19 protein-coding genes and 1 other RNA gene are annotated in these 21,745 nt (G+C 34.9%); 8 read left to right on the forward strand and 12 right to left on the reverse strand.

All coding sequences use genetic code 11. The features are described from left to right. Nucleotides 1-190: 190 nt before the first annotated feature. Nucleotides 191-2,743 carry an ATP-dependent Clp protease ATP-binding subunit gene (locus EYD45_RS02525; RefSeq protein WP_130962766.1) on the forward strand — a complete coding sequence of 851 codons (2,553 nt, stop codon included), beginning with the start codon at nt 191-193 and terminating at the stop codon, nt 2,741-2,743. A gap of 57 nt (nt 2,744-2,800) precedes the next feature. Here EYD45_RS02525 and EYD45_RS02530 read toward each other — a convergent pair whose 3' ends face one another. Beyond that, nucleotides 2,801-4,180 carry an MFS transporter gene (locus EYD45_RS02530; protein ID WP_130962767.1) on the reverse strand — a complete coding sequence of 460 codons (1,380 nt, stop codon included), beginning with the start codon at nt 4,178-4,180 and terminating at the stop codon, nt 2,801-2,803. 66 nt (nt 4,181-4,246) lie between these two features. Further along, entirely contained in the window at nt 4,247-5,065 is an 819-nt protein-coding gene (locus tag EYD45_RS02535; RefSeq protein ID WP_130962768.1) for a M48 family metallopeptidase, read from the reverse strand. A 172-nt stretch (nt 5,066-5,237) separates the two neighbouring features. Between EYD45_RS02535 and msrB the strand changes: the two genes are divergently transcribed. Then, entirely contained in the window at nt 5,238-5,726 is a 489-nt protein-coding gene (gene msrB, locus EYD45_RS02540; protein ID WP_130962769.1) for a peptide-methionine (R)-S-oxide reductase MsrB, read from the forward strand. Nucleotides 5,727-5,742: 16 nt separating this feature from the next. Further along, nucleotides 5,743-6,294, forward strand: a complete 552-nt coding sequence (locus EYD45_RS02545; RefSeq protein WP_130962770.1) for a DUF1572 family protein — start codon at nt 5,743-5,745, stop codon at nt 6,292-6,294. Between the two features lie 47 nt (nt 6,295-6,341). Here EYD45_RS02545 and EYD45_RS02550 read toward each other — a convergent pair whose 3' ends face one another. Both EYD45_RS02550 and EYD45_RS02555 read right to left on the reverse strand, forming a co-directional pair. Further along, on the reverse strand, nt 6,342-7,286 hold the full coding sequence (locus EYD45_RS02550) for a nuclear transport factor 2 family protein (protein WP_130962771.1): 945 nt from the start codon (nt 7,284-7,286) through the stop codon (nt 6,342-6,344). 93 nt (nt 7,287-7,379) lie between these two features. Beyond that, the gene (locus EYD45_RS02555) at nt 7,380-8,654 is read right to left on the reverse strand and encodes an NAD(P)/FAD-dependent oxidoreductase (protein WP_130962772.1); all 1,275 of its coding nucleotides are present in this window, start codon (nt 8,652-8,654) and stop codon (nt 7,380-7,382) included. A gap of 106 nt (nt 8,655-8,760) precedes the next feature. On the opposite strand from EYD45_RS02555, the gene lpdA reads away from it, so the two are divergent. Continuing rightward, nucleotides 8,761-10,137: a dihydrolipoyl dehydrogenase gene (gene lpdA / locus EYD45_RS02560; RefSeq protein WP_130962773.1), complete on the forward strand. Its 1,377-nt coding sequence runs from the start codon at nt 8,761-8,763 to the stop codon at nt 10,135-10,137. 88 nt (nt 10,138-10,225) lie between these two features. On the opposite strand, the gene EYD45_RS02565 is transcribed toward lpdA, so the two are convergent. The 4 genes from EYD45_RS02565 to EYD45_RS02580 form a co-directional block, all read right to left on the reverse strand. After that, complete coding sequence (locus EYD45_RS02565) at nt 10,226-10,711, reverse strand: outer membrane beta-barrel protein (protein WP_130962774.1); 486 nt, start codon at nt 10,709-10,711, stop codon at nt 10,226-10,228. Nucleotides 10,712-10,730: 19 nt separating this feature from the next. Then, complete coding sequence (gene aroQ, locus EYD45_RS02570; protein ID WP_130962775.1) at nt 10,731-11,150, reverse strand: type II 3-dehydroquinate dehydratase; 420 nt, start codon at nt 11,148-11,150, stop codon at nt 10,731-10,733. Nucleotides 11,151-11,230: 80 nt separating this feature from the next. Continuing rightward, nucleotides 11,231-11,710 carry a DUF3575 domain-containing protein gene (locus EYD45_RS02575; RefSeq protein ID WP_130962776.1) on the reverse strand — a complete coding sequence of 160 codons (480 nt, stop codon included), beginning with the start codon at nt 11,708-11,710 and terminating at the stop codon, nt 11,231-11,233. 161 nt (nt 11,711-11,871) lie between these two features. Then, a complete protein-coding gene (locus tag EYD45_RS02580; RefSeq protein ID WP_130962777.1) occupies nt 11,872-12,348 on the reverse strand; it encodes a hypothetical protein in 477 nt (158 codons plus the stop codon). A gap of 222 nt (nt 12,349-12,570) precedes the next feature. Between EYD45_RS02580 and xerD the strand changes: the two genes are divergently transcribed. Next, nucleotides 12,571-13,467 (forward strand): site-specific tyrosine recombinase XerD, encoded by an 897-nt coding sequence (gene xerD / locus EYD45_RS02585; RefSeq protein ID WP_130962778.1) that lies wholly within the window; start codon nt 12,571-12,573, stop codon nt 13,465-13,467. 80 nt (nt 13,468-13,547) lie between these two features. Here the strand turns inward: xerD and rny are convergent, their stop codons facing one another. The 4 genes from rny to EYD45_RS02605 form a co-directional block, all read right to left on the reverse strand. Beyond that, nucleotides 13,548-15,122 (reverse strand): ribonuclease Y, encoded by a 1,575-nt coding sequence (gene rny / locus EYD45_RS02590; protein WP_130962779.1) that lies wholly within the window; start codon nt 15,120-15,122, stop codon nt 13,548-13,550. A gap of 58 nt (nt 15,123-15,180) precedes the next feature. Further along, a non-coding RNA gene (ssrS, locus tag EYD45_RS02595) (6S RNA) lies at nt 15,181-15,309 on the reverse strand. 56 nt (nt 15,310-15,365) lie between these two features. Beyond that, nucleotides 15,366-15,659, reverse strand: coding sequence for a cell division protein ZapA (locus EYD45_RS02600; RefSeq protein ID WP_130962780.1), 294 nt, complete (start codon nt 15,657-15,659; stop codon nt 15,366-15,368). A 16-nt stretch (nt 15,660-15,675) separates the two neighbouring features. Further along, nucleotides 15,676-15,966 carry a hypothetical protein gene (locus EYD45_RS02605; RefSeq protein WP_130962781.1) on the reverse strand — a complete coding sequence of 97 codons (291 nt, stop codon included), beginning with the start codon at nt 15,964-15,966 and terminating at the stop codon, nt 15,676-15,678. Nucleotides 15,967-16,385: 419 nt separating this feature from the next. Between EYD45_RS02605 and EYD45_RS02610 the strand changes: the two genes are divergently transcribed. The 3 genes from EYD45_RS02610 to EYD45_RS02620 are packed head-to-tail and all read left to right on the forward strand — an operon-like array spanning nt 16,386 to nt 21,745. After that, nucleotides 16,386-18,071, forward strand: coding sequence for a M23 family metallopeptidase (locus EYD45_RS02610; protein ID WP_130962782.1), 1,686 nt, complete (start codon nt 16,386-16,388; stop codon nt 18,069-18,071). A 12-nt stretch (nt 18,072-18,083) separates the two neighbouring features. Beyond that, a complete protein-coding gene (locus tag EYD45_RS02615) occupies nt 18,084-20,546 on the forward strand; it encodes a TonB-dependent receptor (protein WP_130962783.1) in 2,463 nt (820 codons plus the stop codon). Between the two features lie 2 nt (nt 20,547-20,548). Continuing rightward, nucleotides 20,549-21,745, forward strand: coding sequence for a retropepsin-like aspartic protease (locus EYD45_RS02620; RefSeq protein WP_130962784.1), 1,197 nt, complete (start codon nt 20,549-20,551; stop codon nt 21,743-21,745).

The following is a 21,745-nucleotide window of genomic DNA, read 5'->3' on the forward strand; positions in this document are numbered from 1 at the left end:
GATTTACACTTCCAATTTAGGACTTTTTATTAACAATTTTGTACCTGTTTTTCGTTAATAACTATAAGCGAATATGCTTTGATTTTCTGATTAATTTTTCGTCAATTAGCATGGCGTATAGATTTTAAGGTATAGTTTTTGCTTTGAGTAAAACTATTTTAGTATTTTTAATGCAGAAAGGAACTTAGTTATGGATGATAATTTTTCCCCCAGAGTAAAGGATGTAATAGCATATAGTAAGGAAGAAGCGTTGCGTTTGGGCCATGATTTTATTGGTACCGAACATTTAATGCTTGGGCTTTTACGCGATGGCAATGGTAAGGCTATTGATATATTGAACGCATTGGATGTAGACTTGAACCACTTAAGACGAAAGGTGGAGATTTTAAGTCCTGCAAACCCTAATATTAACATTGCTTCAAACCAAAAGAAAAACCTGCACTTAACGCGACAAGCAGAACGCGCTTTAAAAACCACTTTTTTAGAGGCAAAACTATTTCAAAGTACTTCGATAAATACTGCGCATTTGCTATTGTGTATTTTAAGAAATGAAAACGACCCAACTACCAAACTACTGAACAAGTTAAAAGTTGACTATGATAATGTTAAAGAACAATTTAAACAAATGATTACAAACGAAAACGACGATTATATAGAGCCTAAATCAGAGTCTTTTCAAGATGATGATTCTAATTTAGGAGATGAATCTCAAAAGGATAATATTTTTAATTCCCCTTCGGGTAAGTCAAATAAGAAGTCTAAAACACCTGTTTTGGATAACTTTGGACGGGATTTAACGGCTTTAGCCGAAGAAGGGAAGCTAGACCCTGTTGTAGGGAGAGAAGCTGAAATACAGCGTGTTTCACAGATTTTAAGTAGAAGAAAGAAAAACAATCCGCTTTTAATTGGAGAACCTGGTGTTGGTAAATCTGCCATTGCTGAAGGTTTAGCGCTTAGAATTGTAAAACGAAAAGTGTCTAGAATCCTATTTAATAAAAGGGTTGTAACGCTTGATTTGGCAAGCTTAGTGGCTGGCACGAAATATAGAGGTCAGTTTGAGGAGCGTATGAAGGCGGTAATGAACGAGCTGGAAAAAAATGATGATGTTATTTTATTCATTGATGAAATTCATACCATAGTTGGTGCGGGTGGTGCCACAGGAAGTTTAGATGCGTCTAACATGTTTAAACCAGCATTGGCACGAGGCGAAATTCAATGTATTGGTGCTACAACTTTAGATGAATACAGACAATATATAGAGAAAGACGGTGCCTTAGAGCGTCGTTTTCAAAAAGTTATTGTGCAGCCTACTACTGTTGAGGAAACCATAGAAATTCTCAATAATATTAAAGGTAAGTATGAGGAACATCACAATGTTGATTTTACAGATGAAGCCATACAGGCTTGTGTAAAATTAACCAACAGATATATGACAGACAGGTTTTTACCGGACAAAGCCATTGATGCTTTGGATGAAGCAGGTTCTCGAGTTCATATTACAAATATTGATGTACCCCAGCAGATTTTAGAGTTGGAGAGACAATTAGAACAAGTAAGGGAAACTAAAAACTCAGTTGTTAAAAAGCAAAAGTATGAAGAAGCCGCTAAATTAAGAGATGATGAAAAACGCTTAGAAAAGGATTTAGCTGTTGCACAGGAAAAATGGGAAGAAGAAACCAAACAACATCGTGAAATTGTTACAGAAGAGAATGTTGCTGACGTTGTATCTATGATGACGGGTATTCCAGTAAATAGAATCGCGCAAACTGAGATTAACAAATTAGCTGAATTACCGAATTTGATAAAAGGAAAAGTAATTGGGCAAGACCAAGCGGTAGCCAAAGTGGTTAAAGCTATTCAACGTAACCGCGCAGGATTGAAAGATCCTAATAAACCCATTGGATCATTTATTTTCCTAGGGCAAACAGGTGTTGGTAAAACCCAATTGGCAAAAGTGTTATCTCGCGAATTGTTTGACAGTGAAGATTCTTTGATAAGAATTGATATGAGTGAGTACATGGAGAAGTTCGCTATTTCTCGTTTAGTTGGTGCACCTCCAGGATATGTTGGTTATGAAGAAGGTGGGCAATTGACTGAAAAAGTACGTCGTAAACCTTATTCTGTGATTCTATTGGATGAAATTGAAAAAGCACATCCTGATGTGTTCAACATGTTACTGCAGGTACTTGATGATGGCCATTTAACAGATAGCTTGGGCAGAAAAATCGATTTTAGAAATACTATAATCATCATGACATCAAATATTGGAGCAAGAAAGCTTCAAGATTTTGGATCAGGTATTGGTTTTGGTACATCGGCTCAAAAAGCGCAAGAAGATTCAAATGCTCAAAAAGTAATTGAAAATGCACTTAAAAAATCCTTCGCACCAGAGTTCTTGAATAGAATTGATGACGTAGTGGTGTTTAATCCTCTTGAAAGAGAAGATATCAATCAGATTATAGATATTGAATTAGAGAAGCTTCTTGCAAGAATTAAAGGTTTGGGCTATAACCTAAAGTTAACCAAGACGGCAAAAGATTATATTGCCGACAAAGGTTTTGACAAGCAATATGGCGCAAGACCACTAAAGCGTGCCATTCAAAAGTATATTGAAGACGCATTAGCTGAAGAGATTGTTGCTTCCAACCTGCAAGAAGGTGATAAAATTATTATCGATTTAGATAAGAAAACAGATGAATTGAGTATTAAGATTGAAAAGGCTGAAAAGTCAACAGAATCTTAATTATTAAGAATTTAATTTTAAAAAAGTCCTTTAGGAATTATTCCTGAAGGATTTTTTTTATGATGCTTTTTTGGGTACTCTAAACAATAAGATAATACCAATTAAAAAGAAGACGAATAAAAACAAAATAGCAGATCGCATAGTATATAATTGATCCACCACTGCAAATATGGACATACCAATTACAATACCTATTTTTTCTGCAACATCGTAAAAACTAAAGTACGAGGTAGTATCCTCAGTTTCTGGTAAAAATTTGGAATAGGTAGAGCGGGCCAAAGACTGGACACCTCCCATGACAAATCCAACCAATGTCGCTGCAATATAAAACTCCATTGGCATCTTCATGAAATAAGCATAGAAACATAAGCCCATCCAAATGATATTGATGCCGATTAGTGTTTTGATGTTCCCATATTTATTTGACATCTTAGAAGTAACGAACGCTCCTAAAACTGCGACCAGCTGTATTAACAAAATACTTCCAATAAGTCCTGTTGTTTTGTGTTCTTCATCATTCCAAAGTATTTCTTTTTCACCAAAATACACTGCCATTAACATTATCGTTTGTACGGCCATACTAAAAACAAAAAATGCATTTAGATAGCGTTTTAACCTCAAATTATTTTTCAATTCTCTCCAAACTGATTTCAATTCCTTAAAACCATTAAACACCACATCTTTGGTGACTTTACGACCTTTTGAACTTCCTTTAGGTAAGTGATAAAATGTATATTGACTAAATAAAACCCACCATAGTCCCACAGTAATAAATGAAATTTTCATGGCTTCAAAAGATGCCGAATTCTTTGCCTTTTCCAAAGCTTCAGCTATTTCAATTTCACTTCCGTTAAGTTTGATATCTTCAGAAATACTAATATCAAAACCAAACCAATTTGGAAACATAACCATTAATAAATTCAAAATAAGTAGTAGAACACTTCCAATATACCCCCAAGAAAAGCCTTTGGCGCTAATACTGTCTTGTTGTTCTGGATATGCTATATCTGGCAGATAAGAATTATAAAACACCAGACTTCCCCAATAACCTAATAGCCCCATAAAATAAAATAGAATACTGGTGTGTATATAATCCAGGTTGAAAAAATAAAGACCGATACAACCTACACCTCCAATATAACAAAAGAATTTCATGAAATTCTTCTTGTTCCCTACATAATCTGCAATACCTGATAATAAAGGGGAAAGAAACGCTACAACCAAAAATGTAAATCCTGTTACTATTTCAATTAAAACTGTTTGTTTCATTTCAAAACCAAAAGCAGAAACCAGTTGTTCTTTGGTGTCAAATAAATTTGAGTAAAAAAGTGGAAAAATAGAAGAGGCTATGGTAAGTGTATACACAGAATTTGCCCAATCATAAAAAGCCCAAGCATTCAAGAGTTTTTTACTGCCCTTTTGTAATGGTTCTTTCATAAAAAAAGTCACGCTTTAATTGCGTGACTTCTAAAATAAACAAATAATTTGTTCTATGTGTGTTTTTTAATTTCTAAAGGTTGTTACGCCATACTTTTTTGCTTCAGCCTTGGCTTGTGGCGCCCATTTGGTAAGGTTGGCAATTCTCGTATCATTTGATGGATGTGTACTCATAAACTCTGGCGGTGCTTGTCCTCCACTTTTAGCTTTCATACGCTTCCACAAGCCTGCTGCTTCATCTGGATTATAACCTGCAATTGCCATTAAATATATACCGATTAAATCAGACTCCGTTTCATGACTTCTACTAAATGGTAACATTACTCCTAGTTGAGATCCAATACCATATGCTTGATTAAAAATCGCCCTTGTTTGATCATCTTTAATTGCAACGTTTCCGGCTACTGCACCTAATTGTTGCAAAATACCGGCACTCATACGTTGTTGACCATGATTAGCTAATGCATGTGCCACCTCATGACCCATAATTGCCGCAACACCAGCTTCATTTTGCGCTATAGGTAAAATACCAGTATAAAACACAATCTTGCCTCCTGGCATACACCAAGCATTTACGGTTTCATCTTTTACTAGGTTGTATTCCCATTTATAGTCATTTAAATATCCTTGATGACCATTAGCATTTAAATAACGTTCTGCTGCAACAGCAATACGCTGCCCAACACGCTGAATCATTTCGGCATCTTTGGTGCCGGTCACTACGTTATTTTCATTTAAAAACTGATTGTATTGTGCAAAAGCCGTTGGGAATAATTGTGAATTTGGCACCAAAGCTATGGTTTTCTTACCTGTAAATGGATTGGTAGCACATGCAACTAAAAGTAATGCCAGTGCAAAACCAAGTATAACTTTATTTCGTTTCATATTAACGTTAAATTTAGAGTTAAAAATACAAAATCAATGTATATTAATGAGACACTTTTTATTTTTATTGGTCACATTTTACTTTTTTAAGTTAAGAAAAATAAATGCAAGAATTTCTAAAGCGATGTTATTTTTATTTAAAACAAACGACTGACTACTAAAAATTAGTATTATGAAGAATTTCCTTGCTCTAGTAGCTTTTACTGTATTGTTTAGTTGCAATTCCACCGCTCAAAAAAAATCGGAAAGTAAAACCGAAAAAAAGAATTTTAAAGTCACCAAAACAGATGCCGAATGGAAAAAGCAGCTTACCGACCTGGAGTATTATGTGCTGCGAAAAGCTGGCACAGAACGTGCCTTTACTAGTCCATTAAATAAAAACTATAAAGAAGGCACATATGTATGCAAAGGCTGTGATACACCGCTTTTTAAAAGCCAACATAAATTTGATTCTGGTACAGGGTGGCCTAGTTTTGACAGAGAAATCAAAGGTAATGTCGAGTTTTCAACCGATTATAATTTAGGATATGCCAGAACGGAAGAGCATTGTGCCACTTGTGGCGGACATCTAGGACATGTATTTAATGACGGCCCTAGGGATACTACTGGAAAACGCCATTGTATAAACGGTGCTGCCTTAAAATTTATTCCAAAGGAATAATTCGTATTTTTAAAATATGGAAAGCTACCTAACCAGTATTAAAAAGCAATTTGAATATTATAAATCCTTGGGAGATAAAACTTTTAAGGATTTAACTTTTGCTGAATTGCAAAAAGAGTTCGCTCAGGATTCTAATTCAATTTCAATTATTGTAAAACATATGGCTGGTAACATGTTGAGTAGGTGGACTAACTTTTTAACCGAGGATGGCGAAAAAGAATGGCGCCATCGCGACCAAGAGTTCATAGACACCTATACCTCAAAAGATGATTTAATTGCAGATTGGAAAAAAGGTTGGGAATGTCTTTTTGATGCTATTACTCCTCTGGAAGAAAAAGATTTGGAGCAAATTATTTATATAAGAAATCAAGGGCACACGGTGATTGAAGCCATCAATAGACAACTAGCACATTATGCTTATCATATAGGGCAAATTGTGTTTTTGGGTAAGTTGCTAAAAGGTAAGAACTGGATTTCCCTCTCAATTCCGAAAGGAGATTCTTCAAAATACAATAAGGATAAGTTTAGTAAAGAAAAAAGTAGAACACATTTTACTGATGATGTATAAAAAACTTCTCAATTTTTTTGAGAAGTTTTTTAGTATTGCTACATTATTTATTTTGCTTCTAAAGTTTTGGAGCTAAAATAACCTATTGATCTAGCGATTTTGCCATCATCGTTAAAATCATGTGTATACATAGCAGGCATTGTTAGCCTCTTCTTGTCAGATTTTCTAATAACTCGAAAGTTCCACCAAGATTGAACGGTGGTTCCCCCACCTCCTATTTCATAATCTAAAGCATCTGGATAACCCACAACATCAATACTTACAATTTCAAAATTTTCATAAAAATCTTTATGCATCTCTTTTATTTCATCTAAGTTCATACGCTCATCTATGGGCATTTCTAAATTACTAAACTGCGCTTTTTCATCAAAATAGCTATATGCCTTCTCCAAATCCATATTTTCAAATGCAGCCATCATTCTTCTTACTTTATTGATGTAATCATGCTGATTGTAGATAGTACCGTTGGTTCTCTCAGAAAACCCCTCTCTTAGAGTTTGAAACACTGTTCCATCATCATAGGTTATCATCGTTTTAATTTTATTGTCTTTATTAATAACGAAAAGCCTGTGAAGTGGCATGTTTAGTTTTACACCTGTTTCGTTATGTACTCCTTTAAGCATATCCCAGGTTTGCACCCATACATCACCTTCTTTGTTGTCTTTCTTATACTCCAGTGCATCTGGATAAGCCCCAGGATATCTTTCTATATTTAGATAAGACGCATTGTTTACCCAGAAAATAGATTGACGTAAAAGGGTAGCCTTATCAACACCTTTATTTTGTGGATTCGTATTCATGCCATTAAAAGATTTAAAATCATCTGCTAAGAGACTCTTTAGTTTTGTGGTGTCACCCTTTATAAAAGCTTGCTGCGCCTGTTCTGCAACTTCAATAGCTGGATGCTCGAGGTAGATAGTTCCGTTTTTTTTGGTTTGAGAATAGATGATACCAGTAAGCAGTATCATAGTGATAATGGTTAGATTTTTCATTTAAAATAAAATTTGATTGTTAATAGTTTTTCAATGTAGCTAAAAAACTGACAACAAATCTTATACTATGTTAAGAGCGCAGAAATAAGGGAATCAATTTCTTTTAAACGGACGAATAATTAGGCGTGCTTCTCTATCAAATCTCACATAATTGTATACCCAATTTACAAATACTACCATGCGGTTTCGAAAACCAATTAAGAAAAAAAGATGGACAAACATCCAGACATACCAAGCAAAAACACCTTGGAACTTCCAATTCTTCAAGTCTACAACGGCTTTGTTTCTACCGATGGTTGCCATAGCGCCTTTATCTTTATAAACAAAAGGTTTCAAAGGTTTTTCTTCAATAATTTTAAGTAAATTATCGCCTAGTTGATCTCCTTGCTGGATGGCAGGTTGCGCCATCATTGGAAATCCGTATGGATGCTCATCAGTAGCCATACATGCAATATCTCCAATGGCAAAAATGTGTTCAAACCCTTTTACTTGATTGAATTCATTAACCATAATACGATTACCGCGTGTAATAAAATCTTCAGCATCCAATCCTTTAATTGTGGCCCCTTTAACACCAGCAGCCCATACTACAGTGGACGTTTCAAAAGTTAAATCAGAATCGGTTGTGACCATTTTACCATCATAATTGGTAACACGTACGTTTTTCCATACGTGTACACCAAGTTTTTCTAGAAAATCCTCAGCTTTTTGCGAAGCTTTAGCACTCATACCTTTGAGTATGCAATCCCCCGATTGTACGATATGTATTTGTGCCGAGCGTGTATCCAAATCTGGATAATCCTTTGGGAGTATTCCTTTTTTTATTTCTGCTAAAGCGCCAGCGAGCTCCACACCAGTTGGCCCACCTCCTACTATAACAAAATTCATTAATGCATTGCGCTCGTTCAAATCTGAGGTTAGCAGCGCATCCTCGAAATTTTCCAAAATTAAACTTCTCAGGTTTAAAGATTGTGGTATGGTTTTCATAGCCATACTGTGTTTTTCAATCTCAGTATTACCAAAAAAGTTTGTTTTTGAACCTGAGGCTACCACCAAGTAGTCAAACTTTAAGTCTCCTATGTTAGTTCTGACTTTATTTTTCTTCGTATCAATTTCCTCTACAGAAGCGAGCCTAAAATAGAAATTGGGAAAATCCTTTAATATTTTGCGAATTGGATATGCTATGGAATCTGGCTCTAATCCACCTGTGGATACCTGATACAATAATGGCTGAAATGTGTGATAATTATGCTTATCCATAAGCACTACCTGAACTTCCTGTTTAGAGAGTTTTTTAGCTAAAGCTACGCCAGCAAAACCACCACCAATAATTACAATACGCGGAAAACTTGTTCTAGGTATGTTCATTTCTTAAAAATTGCTTCGCAAAGGTAGTAATTAGATGCAAATTAATAGGGTTCTAAATTCGTTATTCAAACTTCATTTTGTAAATTTGCAGCTTAAATTTTAACAGATGAGTAAATACGATATTATAGTTCTTGGAAGCGGTCCTGGTGGTTATGTAACAGCCATTAGAGCATCACAATTAGGTTTTAAAACTGCTATTGTTGAAAAGGAAAACCTTGGAGGTGTTTGTTTAAATTGGGGATGTATCCCAACTAAAGCATTATTAAAATCTGCTCAAGTATTTGAATATCTGAAACATGCGGAAGACTATGGTTTAAAAGTTAAAGATGCTGAACATGATTTTGATGCTGTTGTAAAACGCAGCCGCGGAGTTGCTGATGGCATGAGTAAGGGTGTTCAGTTTTTAATGAAGAAGAACAAAATTGACGTTATAGAAGGTTACGGTAAAATAAAGCCTGGTAAAAAGGTTGATGTTGACGGCACGGAATATTCTGCAGACCATATTATTATTGCAACTGGTGCGCGCTCTAGAGAATTACCAAGTTTGCCACAAGATGGCGAAAAGGTGATTGGATATCGTCAGGCCATGGTTTTGAAAAAACAGCCTAAGAAAATGATTGTTGTTGGTTCTGGTGCCATTGGCGTTGAGTTTGCATATTTCTATAACTCTATGGGAACCGAGGTTACTATTGTTGAATATTTACCAAATATTGTTCCTGTTGAAGATGAAGATGTTTCTAAACAATTAGAACGTTCTTTCAAAAAGAATGGTATAAATATAATGACCTCTGCTGAAGTGACTTCAGTTGATACGGCTGGAAAAGGCGTAAAAGCAACTGTAAAAACTAAAAAAGGTGAAGAGGTTTTAGAAGCTGACATTATTTTATCAGCTGTAGGTATAAAGACTAATATTGAAAATATTGGTTTAGAAGATGTAGGCATCGTTGTAGATAGAGATAAAATTTTAGTAAACGATTTCTATCAAACCAATATTCCAGGATATTATGCTATTGGGGATGTTACTCCAGGTCAGGCATTGGCACATGTTGCTTCTGCAGAAGGTATTTTGTGTGTTGAAAAAATTGCCGACATGCATGTTGAGCCAATTGACTATGGCAATATACCAGGTTGTACCTATTGCACTCCTGAAATTGCTAGTGTTGGTTTAACTGAAAAACAAGCTAAAGAAAAAGGCTTTGATATCAAAGTTGGAAAATTCCCTTTCTCTGCTTCTGGAAAAGCAAGTGCCGGTGGAAACAAAGAAGGCTTTGTAAAGGTTATTTTTGATGCCAAATACGGTGAATGGTTAGGATGCCACATGATTGGTGCTGGTGTTACGGATATGATTGCGGAAGCTGTTTTAGGTAGAAAATTGGAAACTACAGGTCATGAAGTGTTAAAAGCGGTGCACCCGCACCCAACAATGAGTGAGGCTGTTATGGAAGCTGTTGCCGCAGCTTATGACGAGGTAATCCATATTTAGGCAAAATTTCAAATTAATAGAAATATTAGATTTTAAATAAAAAAGTTCCCTAATTAGGGAACTTTTTTTATCTATGTTCGAGGCATTTCTACAATTTCATTCCCAATCCAAAGAATAGACCATTTGGTGTAATCTCTTGAAACCCCAAAGTATATTTGATATGAATATCTAAGCTATTACTTAATTGATATGAAGTTGCAATATCTCCCCTAACTTTAAATTTATTAGTAAAAAAATCAAAAAAATAATTTAAACTTGGGCCTACTAAAAAGTGAAAATTATGTCCTACTTCATATTTCATGTAAATAGGTGCATTTATAAAATTGAAATCATTGAGCACTATATAAAGTACCTCTGGCTGAATCGAAAAACTTTGATCTACTTCAAAATCTGCAAAGCCTCCAAGGTAAAAACCAGTAGCAGTTTCAGGGTTGGTGCCAAATGAATCTTCTGCAACCTTAAAAAAAGTGAAGTTGGCTCCTCCTTTGATTCCAAAAGCATTTTCTGATTGTGCCTCTGTATTAGACACAGATACTACTAATAATAAAAGTAAAAGATGAATAACGTTCTTCATAATGATATATAAGTAGCTATCAACTTAGAAAACTTTGTATGGCAAGTTCGTAGCTTTGTAGCCCAAAACCAAGTATGACACCCTTAGCATTTGGTGAAACATAAGATTGATGCCTAAATTCCTCACGCCCAAAAGTGTTAGAAATATGAACTTCCACTACAGGTGTTTCTATACCCTTGATAGCGTCACCTATACCTACTGATGTATGCGTGTAAGCCGCTGCATTCAAAATAATGCCATCGTAACTAAACCCAACATCATGTAGTTTATCTATCAACTCACCTTCTATATTTGATTGAAAGTAATCCAAATCTACATCAGGGTACTTTTGTTTTACTTCATCTAAAAATTCAGTAAAAGTTAAACTACCGTATATATTAGGTTCTCGCTTTCCTAAAAGGTTAAGATTTGGTCCGTTGATGATGATAAGTTTCTTCATGAGCTAAAAATACAAAAGTTATTGCATAAAAAAACCGAAGTATGTTACTTCGGTTTTTTCAAATATTAAATTTTTATGTTTTACCAAGCATATCCTATAGAAACACCTAAAGATACAGCGGCAGAACTCAATGAAACTGCTAAATCATCAGAATTTCCAGCTATATAACCAAGACCTGCAAATACGTCTAATGCAAAATGCTCTCCAAACACCCATTGATGACCTACTTCACCTCCAATTGAAAAGAAACCAGCAGAATTATCAAAATCATCGCTAAGCGAAAAATAACCTACTGAAGGTCCAGCATGCCAACCTCTTATAGCTTCACCATCAAAATAAAATCTATATTCTCCACCTGCTCCAAAACCAGAGACATCTGAGATGTTGTAGTATAGACCAGAGATAGTGACCGTTTGACCATCCTTTACAGTAAACTCATAACCAGCGTTGGCAATACCAAATGCCAAACCGATTGGGTTTGCTTTTATAACTTGCTCTTGAGCAAAAGAATTAAACATTCCAAATAAAACGAGTGGAACTACTAAAAATAATTTTTTCATGTTTTAATAAAGTTTATAGTTTGATAAACTACTAATGTAAAAAGAATAATGTCAAGAAAAGAAATTTTTTGTACTTTTTTTCTTAACTATATTAGTGTCAATATATTACAAAAATAAAGGAGGTCAATTGACCTCCTTTAAATATTTTTTTAAAAAAAATACTAAAACCTTCTTCGGTATCCCAAATATATGGCATCAATAGAAAAGCCGTTTCCTCCTGATACAGAACGGTAAGATAGCCCAATATCACTATCTTCGTCAATAGCATAGGCCCCTCCTATTTTCCAATAGAAATCTCCTCCGCCACCGGACTCTAAAGAAATAGCATACCCAGCTCCCCCTTCAATCTCAATTTCTTCAGATAAGTCATAGTTTATTAATCCATTAATGGGAATAAAGCTAAATCCATCGAAGCCGTCTTTTCCAAAAAAGTTGGTGTAGCCAGTTTCTATTCCTGCATCAAGATCATCAGATAAATCAAATAGATAACCCAAGTCTACCGCAATAGCAAAGGTGGAAAGATCCCCAAAGTCTCCAACAGGTAAACCAGCGTTAACTCCTGCTCTAAACTGTCCCTGAGCATTAACTCCTTGAAATGCGAAAATCGCAATAATCGAAAGAAAAAATAATTTTTTCATAATTTTTAAAGTTTATAGTTTGATATTATTAAAATTAAATAAAATTTTATTGCGAAAAACATATTTTTACTACTTTATTAACACGGATATTAACATTTTAATTTAAAAATCTGTATTTCAGCACTTTAAAAATTAAGTTATTAACAATTATTATTTTGAATATGTTGATACAGCCAATAAACTTGGCTTATATTAGGTAGATTTTTCTTTACTTTTACACTAATGAAATGGCAAAACGCTTTAAAGGATTTTCAGCTTTATTTAAAGATAGAACGCGGTCTATCAGATAACTCAATTGAAAGTTATTGTCGTGACATTCAAAGGTTGATGTCTTATTTGGAAGAAAATAACATATCTAACTCTCCCATTTCAATTTCCTCTGAAACAATTCAACATTTCATATATGAAGCTGCCAAATCATTAAATGCCCGATCGCAATCGCGGTTAATCTCTGGCCTTCGTAGCTTCTTCAATTATCTAGTATTTGAGGATTACAGAAGTGATAACCCTTTGGAGCTGATAGAATCCCCTAAAATTGGGCGAAAACTTCCGGATACGCTCTCGGAAGAGGAAATAGACCAAATTATTCAAGCCATAGATTTAAGCAAACCTGAAGGCGAACGAAACAGAGCCATGTTAGAAACACTCTATGGTTGCGGCTTAAGAGTAAGTGAGCTCATCAATTTAAAATTATCCGATTTATTCTTTGACGAAGGTTTTATAAAAGTAACAGGGAAAGGCGATAAACAGCGCTTTGTTCCTATTGTAGCGTCTACAATAAAATATATCAACATTTATAGAAACGAAATTAGAAATCATCAAAGTATTCAAGCTGGATTTGAGGATACTTTATTTTTGAACCGAAGAGGCAAACAATTAACACGTGCAATGATATTTACTATCATTAAGCAATTGGTTGAAAAAATTGGACTTAAAAAAAATGTGTCCCCTCATACCTTTCGTCATTCTTTTGCGACACACTTGCTACAAAACGATGCAGATTTAAGAGCTATTCAATTAATGCTAGGACATGAAAGCATTACCACTACAGAAATATATGTCCACTTGGATAAAAGTCATCTTACCAAGGTTGTAGAGAAGTATCATCCTAGGAAATAGTCGCTAGTCATTAGTCAAATTAAAAAATCCAGCTTAATGCTGGATTTATTTGATAGTACCTGATAACTAACTAATATCGCTTATTTTGCAATATTAACTGCTCTAGTTTCTCTAATCACCGTAATCTTTACCTGCCCTGGATAGGTCATATCCGTTTGGATTTTCTGTGAAATATTAAAAGATAACTCCGCAGCTTTTTCATCATTCACTTTTTCGCTTTCAACAATAACACGTAGTTCTCTACCTGCTTGAATGGCATAGGCTTTTTTAACGCCGTTGAACCCAAAAGCAATATCTTCTAGATCCTTTAAACGCTGAATATAACTATCCAGTACTTGACGACGTGCACCTGGACGTGCACCTGAAATAGCATCACACACCTGAACTATAGGCGCTAATAACGATTTCATTTCTATTTCATCATGGTGTGCTCCAACAGCATTACAAACATCATCTTTTTCTCCATATTTCTCAGCCCATTGCATACCTAAAATTGCATGAGGTGTTTCCATATCAGTCTCAGCATCTGGTACCTTACCAATATCGTGTAATAATCCAGCTCTTTTCGCAAGCTTAGGATTCAAACCTAATTCTGCAGCCATCACGCCACAAAGTTTTGCCACTTCTCTGGAATGCTGCAATAAGTTTTGTCCGTAAGAGGAACGGTATTTCATTCTTCCAACTGTCTTAATCAATTCTGGATGTAAATTATGGATGCCTAAATCTATCACAGTACGCTTACCAACCTCAATAATTTCTTGTTCAATTTGTTTTTTGGTCTTCTTAACAATTTCCTCTATTCTAGCTGGATGAATTCTACCGTCTGTTACCAATTTATGAAGTGATAACCTTGCAATCTCACGACGGACAGAATCAAAACAAGATAATATAATGGCCTCAGGTGTGTCATCAACAATAATTTCAACACCAGTTGCAGCCTCTATCGCCCTAATGTTTCTTCCTTCACGCCCAATAATTCTACCCTTTACATCATCTGATTCAATATTGAAAACAGAGACACAATTGTCAACCGCTTCCTCGGTTCCAACGCGTTGAATGGTATTAATAATAACTTTTTTAGCCTCTTGTTCCGCTGTTAATTTTGCTTCTTCAAGCGCGCCCTGTATGTAAGCCATAGCATCATTCTTAGCTTCTCCTTTAAGGGACTCTACAAGCTGCTCCTTGGCCTCTTCGGCTGATAAGCTTGAAATGACTTCTAACTGTTGTACTTGACTTTTATGAAGTCTGTCAATTTCCGATTGCTTTTTGTCAAGTACATTCAGCCTATGGTTGTAATCCTTAATTTTATTTTCAACCTCGGCATTTAGCTTTTTATTTCTAGAGAGTTCATTAGATATTTGAGATTCCTTATCTCTAGTGCGCTTTTCGGCCTCTGCCATTTTTTTATCGCGAGATAAAATTACCTTTTCATGCTCAGCTTTAAGTTCAATAAATTTCTCTTTAGCCTGAAGTATTTTATCTTTCTTTATCGTTTCGCCTTCACTCTTAGCTTCTTTTAATATTGATGCTGCATTCTTTTTTGCACTTTTTATAAGCTTTGATGCATTATTCTTTTCCATTGTTTTGGCTATAATAAATCCTATTATTAGCCCTACAATTACGCCTACTACAATTAATATAATTGGGTTGTCCATTTTTAATTTAGTTGATTTATATATATAAAAAAACCTACATCAGTATAGTGTTTTGTATAAACTCCTTAAAAACAAGTTTAGGGCTAACAAGCTGATCAAGGGTCTGCCCGAGATACTAGAATTAACCAGCACTAGCAGCATGCTTTTACAACTTCAACTCACCCTTTTTAAAGAATTAACGTTGAGTTTATCAAAAAAAATAACCGATGTAGGTAGTAACTTTCTACTTTATTTTAAAGAACGTTAAGCACTTAAATGAGCTTCTAACATGTTGCTGATAGCTTCAAGCTTTTCTTCAACAACCTCATTTCGCACTTCTTTATCTATAGTTTTCTGCTCCACTTGAGATGCAAACTGTAAAGCGCACATGGCCAATACATCTTGTTTATCTCTAACGGAATAACTTTGCTCAAATTGTTTAATCATAGTTTCAATGTTCTTAGCCGCCTTTCGCAAACCTTCTTCCTGAGATGTATCAATGGTTAAAGGATATACTCTGTTAGCTATAGATAGCTTTATTTTAAGCTTTTCTGACATTGATTCTTATGTTACATTAATCCGATAATTGCGCTATACAATGGTCAATATCTCTAATTAATGCATTTATTTTAAGCTTAGTTTCTCTTTTATTATCGTCACTACCAAGCATTGAATTTGCAATTTTTAGAGCTTCATATTTTTCCTCCCAATCAATATTCAATTGTTTTTGGGTTTGAATTTCTTGTCGCGCCGAAGCTAAATCTTTCGATAATTCTAAATTAGCTTGCTTTAAATGGTCTACTCTCAGTAGTACTTTGCTAATTTTGTGTTCTAAAGAATCGACAATATCTTCAATCTTACTCATTTACAAAAAACAATACTTAGTAAACAAAGTTAACATACCTTGGCCTAAATAGCAATAGTTTTTAGTTAATTTTTTAAAACCTCCATTGCGTTTTGGGCGTTACCCCAAAGGGGGTCGGGCTTTCCGCTATATCTTTTCGCGAAGCATCCCAAACTCATTTCAAGATCACATTAATTTTTAAAGCAAATCGTTTCCATTTAAAAATGCATTATTCAAGGTTCGCAAAAAGGATGCCGCTGCAATCCCTAACGCGGGTCTATCTGCCAAGGCTGTGTCTTGCATCAATACCAAATCACTCCTGCAACGTATAGGCGACAAACAATACGTAATAATTCAACCATAAAAACCCATTGGCGTGATTTTTGTTTTCTACTTTGCTAATTCATACTCAAATTAATATTTTAGCCCAATACATCGTTATGCGAATACTTCTTGCCCTCTTCATCCTACTCTGCGCGCCCATTGGTGCACAAAACATATACCCACAAGATTACTTTGCTAGTCCTTTAGATATACCCCTTGTACTTTCAGGTACCTTTGCAGAACTACGCTCAAACCATTTCCATTCTGGTATGGATATAAAAACTCAACAGCGCACAGGGCTAAAGGTAAAGGCTTCGGCAGATGGCTATGTTAGCAGAATAAAAATAGCGCATTACGGCTATGGAAAAGCATTATACATTACCCATAAAAATGGATACACAACGGTTTACGCACACTTAAAAAGCTTTTCTCCAGAAATTGAAGATTATATTAAAAAAAAGCAGTACTATAAAGAGTCTTATGAGATTGAACTGTTCCCAAAAGTCGATGAGTTATTAGTAACCAAGGGCAATTTAGTCGCTTACAGTGGTAACTCCGGAGGTTCTGGCGGCCCACATTTACATTTTGAAATTCGTGATAATGCTGAACGCCCTATAAACCCTATGCTTTTTGGGATAGAAATTAAGGACAGTAAACTTCCCACGGTAACTTCCATTTATGCGTATCCACTGGATGAAAGCTCCCATGTAAATAATTCCAACACAAAACAGAGCTTGCGATTAATCCCGTTAAAAAATGGAGATTACACCGTTGAAAACATCAACGCTTTTGGTAAAATAGGGTTCGGAATTACTACTTGGGACAGACAGGATTTAGCACCAAATAAAAATGGCGTATACAATATTCAAACCTTTGTAAATGGTAGTAAAAACTTTGAGCTGGATTTTAAAAGATTCTCTTTTGATGAAACTAAACATATTAAACAATTAATAGACTATAAACAATTCAAAACCAGAAAACAACGACTTCAAAAATTGTTTAGAATAAACAATCCGTTAAGCATTTATAAAGACCTTTATAAAGAAGGTATCCTGTCCATTGAAGACAGTACATATTCAGTATATAAAATAAAGGTTAGTGATTTTAAAAACAACACATCTTGGGTTACGATTTCTATCAAAGGCCAAAAAAGTAAAAGCATCAAATCTCAACCTGAAATCAAAACGCCATATTACATTTATGCGGAAAAAAGTACGACGTTAAAGGAGAAAAACATAAGTGTGGATATATTCCCTGATACGTTTTATGAAGATTTTTATATGGATTTTAACGTTAACGCCGATACCTTAACGCTTCACAAGGATATTGTTCCCTTAAAGAAAAACTTGAAAATATCGTACAACATTAGCAAGTATAGTGCAGAAGACAAGAATAAACTTTTTATAGCTCGATTATCTGGTTATAAGAAAACACCGTATTATTCGTTTACAAAACGTGAGGGAGACACCTTATCGTCTTACACCAAAAGACTGGGGACATATGCTTTAGCTTATGATGACGAAGTACCAACCATAACGCCAATTAACTTTAAAAAGGGTCAGTGGTTAAGCAAATACCGCTTCCTTAAAGTTAAAATTGATGACAAAGTTTCAGGAATATCAAGTTATAGGGCCACAGTGAATGGAAATTGGATTTTAATGGAATATGACTATAAAACAAAAACACTAACACACGATTTTAACGATGGCGTGATTGGGGATACCAAAAACAATTTAAAAGTAATTGTTACAGATAATGTTGGAAATAATTCTACTTTTGAAACTACATTTTACAGGAAATAAACTTAACTGCTTTTGAAAACGCGTTACATACTAACCACAACTCTTTTCTTATTTACGATTCTAATAGGTTTTAGTCAGGAAGCCACAATAAAAGGTGTTATTCTTGATGAAAACAGCAAACCCATTCAAAATGTGTCCGTTAAAACTGGTATTATAGGCACCCAAACCAACGAAAACGGTTTTTATACTTTGGATATTCCTGCGAATCAAGATGTTAATATCGAGTTTACGCACATTTCACACAAAAAAGTGGTCGTTACCTTTAATTTAAAAAATGGCGTAATTAAAGAGTTTTATCCAGTAATGAGCACTTCAGTCGAACAAATAAACGAGGTTGTGATATCTGGAACACGTAGAAAGGAAGTTGAAGGCATTATAACTTTAGATAGAGAAACCGTTAAAAAAATCCCTGGGGCAAATGCAGGTGTTGAAAACTTATTATTATCACTTCCAGGAGTTAATAACAATAATGAATTAAGCACACAATATTCGGTAAGAGGCGGGAATTATGATGAAAACTTAGTTTACATCAATGGCATAGAAGTATATCGTCCTTTTTTAGTACGCTCTGGGCAACAAGAAGGTTTAAGTTTTGTAAATCCTGATTTAGTGCAAAATGTGGATTTTTCGGCAGGTGGCTTTCAGGCTAAATATGGAGATAAACTATCTTCTGTTTTAGATATTACCTATAAAACGCCTTATCAATTTGAAGTAAATGCCGATTTAAGTTTACTTGGGGCAGCCGTTTCTGTTGAAAATATAAGTAAGGACTCAAAATTCACCAGTATCGTTGGCGCGAGGTATCGCAACAACAACCTGTTTGTCAATGCAAAACAAACACAAACCAACTTCCGTCCTGTTTTCGCTGATTTACAAGGATATTTCAATTACAAATTCACCAATAAATTCCATTTAAGCTTTTTAGGTAACGCATCGTTAAACAAATATGATTATGAGCCCTTAACGCGACAAACTAATTTTGGTACGTTGGCAGACCCTGTAGCTTTAATAGTATTTTATGAAGGTCAGGAAAAAACAGAATATCAAACGTATTTTGGCGCGTTTCAAGGCACATATTTTGCTAATGACGATTTAACGCTTAGCTTGACGGCTTCAACATATCACACCACGGAAGAAGAGTATTTTGATATCTTGGCTCAATATAACTTAGGAGAGGTAAATAGTAATATTGGCGATGAAAATTTAGGAGAGGTTGAATTTAGCGAAGGCATTGGAAGTCAACTAAACCACGGAAGAAATGATTTGGATGCGTTGATTTCAACTGTGCAAGCAAAAGGAGACCTAAAAGTTGATGATAACAGATTTGAATGGTCGATAAAATATACGAACGAAGATATTAGAGACCGTTTAGTTGAGTGGGAAGTTATTGATTCAGCAGGTTTTTCTGTAAGACCTCCAAGAACCATCCCCATTAACGAACAACCTTACACGCCCTATGAAGGTCCAATAACACCTTTTACCAATGTTAGAGCTAGGAACAACACCAAAATTAACAGGATTCAGGCATACGGGCAATGGAGTAAACGGGCTACATTAGGCGAAAGTGATGTATGGTACAATGCGGGTGTTCGTGTGCACAACTGGAGTGTATCTGGAGATGGTATTGTATCATCAAACCAAACGGTTGTTAGTCCACGTGCACAATTTGCGATAAAGCCAAGCTGGAAGAAGGATATGCTGTTTAGGGCAGCAGCAGGATTATATTATCAGCCTCCCTTCTATCGCGAGCTCAGGGATTCAACAGGAACCGTTCAACCCAATGTAAAGGCCCAAAAATCATTGCATTTGGTTTTAGGTAACGATTATAGCTTCAAAATGTGGGATCGTCCTTTTAAACTGACTTCAGAAGTGTTCTATAAAAACCTAACGGATGTAAACCCATATACATTAGAAAACGTTCGTATTCGTTATCGTGCCAGAAACAATGCAAAAGCTTATGCTTATGGATTAGACATGCGCCTAAATGGGGAGTTTGTTCCCGGAACTGAATCTTGGTTTAGTTTTGGGTATTTAAAAACAGAAGAGAACATTAATAACCGTGGTTATATTTCAAGGCCAACAGACCAACGCCTAAAATTTGCAGCATTATTTCAAGATTATGTCCCCAACATACCGAATATGAGAGTTTATCTCAATTTGGTATACAATACTGGATTGCCTGGAGGTTCTCCAAGTTACGCAGATCCTTATGATTTTCAACTTAGGTTGCCAGATTACAAAAGAGCCGACGTTGGTTTTCAATTTGTATTGGTTGATGAAAATAAGCAATTCCAAAGCGGATGGAAAAAACCGTTTAAACAACTTTCATTTGGTGTTGAAATATTCAATATTTTTGATGTACAAAACTCAATAACAAATACTTGGGTAAGGGATGTGTATAGCAAACGACAATTTGCTATACCAAACTTTTTAACGCCTCGGGTTTTTAATGTGAGGACTACCATGAAATTCTAATCATGAAAAAAACGCTTATAAATTTAAGTTTATGCTTACTGTGCATTGCTTTTACTTATGCCCAAAAAACAAAATTCAAAACAGGTAAAACCAGCAGCAAAAATTATTTTACCGCAATAAAATATAAGGATGTAAGAGGTAAAATAATAATCCCTGTAAGTATTCAGGACAGTACTTATTATTTTTTATTTGACACAGGAGCCCCGAACGTTATTTCATCAAACCTATTAAACGTTGTAAAACATTCTTCAAAAAAAAATCTAACGGTATCAGACTCTAATGATAGAAAGCAGCGTATGGATTTAACCACGCTTCAATCAATTACGATTGGAGATTTAGAGTTTACAAATACAAGTGCTTTGGTGTTCGATGGCGATAATAACATCCTTTTTGACTGTTTTGAGATTGATGGCATAATCGGAAGCAATCTGCTGCAGAAATCTATCGTTCAAATAAATTCAAAAACGCAGGAGCTCATACTTACAAATTCTATTGATAATTTAGATTTAAAAAGTGAGACGCCTACAAAACTATTTATTAATAATGGTCAAGGTAGTCCATATATTCAAATACAGCTAAAGGGTAAAAACAACGTTTCAGAAAAGCTATTATTTGATACTGGAGCAAGTGGGTTTTACGATATGAGCAAACAACATTTAAGCCTTTTTAAGGAACAAAAAGTAGCCACACATGTTTTAAGTAGTGAAGGTTCTGCTGGCATTGGGCTTTTTGGAGCATCAGAGGCCAACACGACATATAGATTGACGATTCCTGAAATTTCAATTAACAACCATGTCTTTACCAATGTAATGACCGAAACAACAGATGATAAGAATTCAAGAATTGGTTCTGATATTTTTAAATACGGTGTGGTAACTTTAGATTTTAGAAAGCGTCATTTTTATTTTAATAGCTTTAACGAAAGGGCAAATCTAATGGAAAAGCAATTGGGTTTCACGCCTATAGTTCAAAACAATAAACTAATAGTTGGTGTGGTCTGGGACAGGCAATTGAAGGGTAAAATAAGCTATGGGGATGAAATTGTCAGTATAAACAATATTAAATTTTCAAATGCTAATGTATGTGACTTAATTGCAAAGGAATCACCTTTTAAATCTTCAGATACATTGGAGATAGCATTCAAAAATAAAGACAACAAAATCAACAGATTTACACTAAAACGAACTTTTCAAGATTAA

The sequence above is a fragment of the Hyunsoonleella flava genome (assembly GCF_004310325.1).
GTDB classification, from domain to species: Bacteria; Bacteroidota; Bacteroidia; order Flavobacteriales; family Flavobacteriaceae; genus Jejuia; species Jejuia flava.

Bases quoted from the DNA above. Each gene is read 5' to 3' on its own strand.
- EYD45_RS02620 (WP_130962784.1), top strand. From the start codon at position 20,549: ATGAAAAAAACGCTTATAAATTTAAGTTTATGCTTACTGTGCATTGCT.
- rny (WP_130962779.1), bottom strand. From the start codon at position 15,122: ATGGACAACCCAATTATATTAATTGTAGTAGGCGTAATTGTAGGGCTA.
- msrB (WP_130962769.1), top strand. From the start codon at position 5,238: ATGAAGAATTTCCTTGCTCTAGTAGCTTTTACTGTATTGTTTAGTTGC.
- EYD45_RS02550 (WP_130962771.1), bottom strand. From the start codon at position 7,286: ATGAAAAATCTAACCATTATCACTATGATACTGCTTACTGGTATCATC.
- EYD45_RS02580 (WP_130962777.1), bottom strand. From the start codon at position 12,348: ATGAAAAAATTATTTTTTCTTTCGATTATTGCGATTTTCGCATTTCAA.
- lpdA (WP_130962773.1), top strand. From the start codon at position 8,761: ATGAGTAAATACGATATTATAGTTCTTGGAAGCGGTCCTGGTGGTTAT.
- EYD45_RS02610 (WP_130962782.1), top strand. From the start codon at position 16,386: ATGCGAATACTTCTTGCCCTCTTCATCCTACTCTGCGCGCCCATTGGT.
- EYD45_RS02575 (WP_130962776.1), bottom strand. From the start codon at position 11,710: ATGAAAAAATTATTTTTAGTAGTTCCACTCGTTTTATTTGGAATGTTT.
- EYD45_RS02600 (WP_130962780.1), bottom strand. From the start codon at position 15,659: ATGTCAGAAAAGCTTAAAATAAAGCTATCTATAGCTAACAGAGTATAT.
- EYD45_RS02535 (WP_130962768.1), bottom strand. From the start codon at position 5,065: ATGAAACGAAATAAAGTTATACTTGGTTTTGCACTGGCATTACTTTTA.
- EYD45_RS02555 (WP_130962772.1), bottom strand. From the start codon at position 8,654: ATGAACATACCTAGAACAAGTTTTCCGCGTATTGTAATTATTGGTGGT.
- EYD45_RS02545 (WP_130962770.1), top strand. From the start codon at position 5,743: ATGGAAAGCTACCTAACCAGTATTAAAAAGCAATTTGAATATTATAAA.
- aroQ (WP_130962775.1), bottom strand. From the start codon at position 11,150: ATGAAGAAACTTATCATCATCAACGGACCAAATCTTAACCTTTTAGGA.
- EYD45_RS02530 (WP_130962767.1), bottom strand. From the start codon at position 4,180: ATGAAAGAACCATTACAAAAGGGCAGTAAAAAACTCTTGAATGCTTGG.
- EYD45_RS02525 (WP_130962766.1), top strand. From the start codon at position 191: ATGGATGATAATTTTTCCCCCAGAGTAAAGGATGTAATAGCATATAGT.
- EYD45_RS02565 (WP_130962774.1), bottom strand. From the start codon at position 10,711: ATGAAGAACGTTATTCATCTTTTACTTTTATTATTAGTAGTATCTGTG.
- EYD45_RS02605 (WP_130962781.1), bottom strand. From the start codon at position 15,966: ATGAGTAAGATTGAAGATATTGTCGATTCTTTAGAACACAAAATTAGC.
- xerD (WP_130962778.1), top strand. From the start codon at position 12,571: ATGAAATGGCAAAACGCTTTAAAGGATTTTCAGCTTTATTTAAAGATA.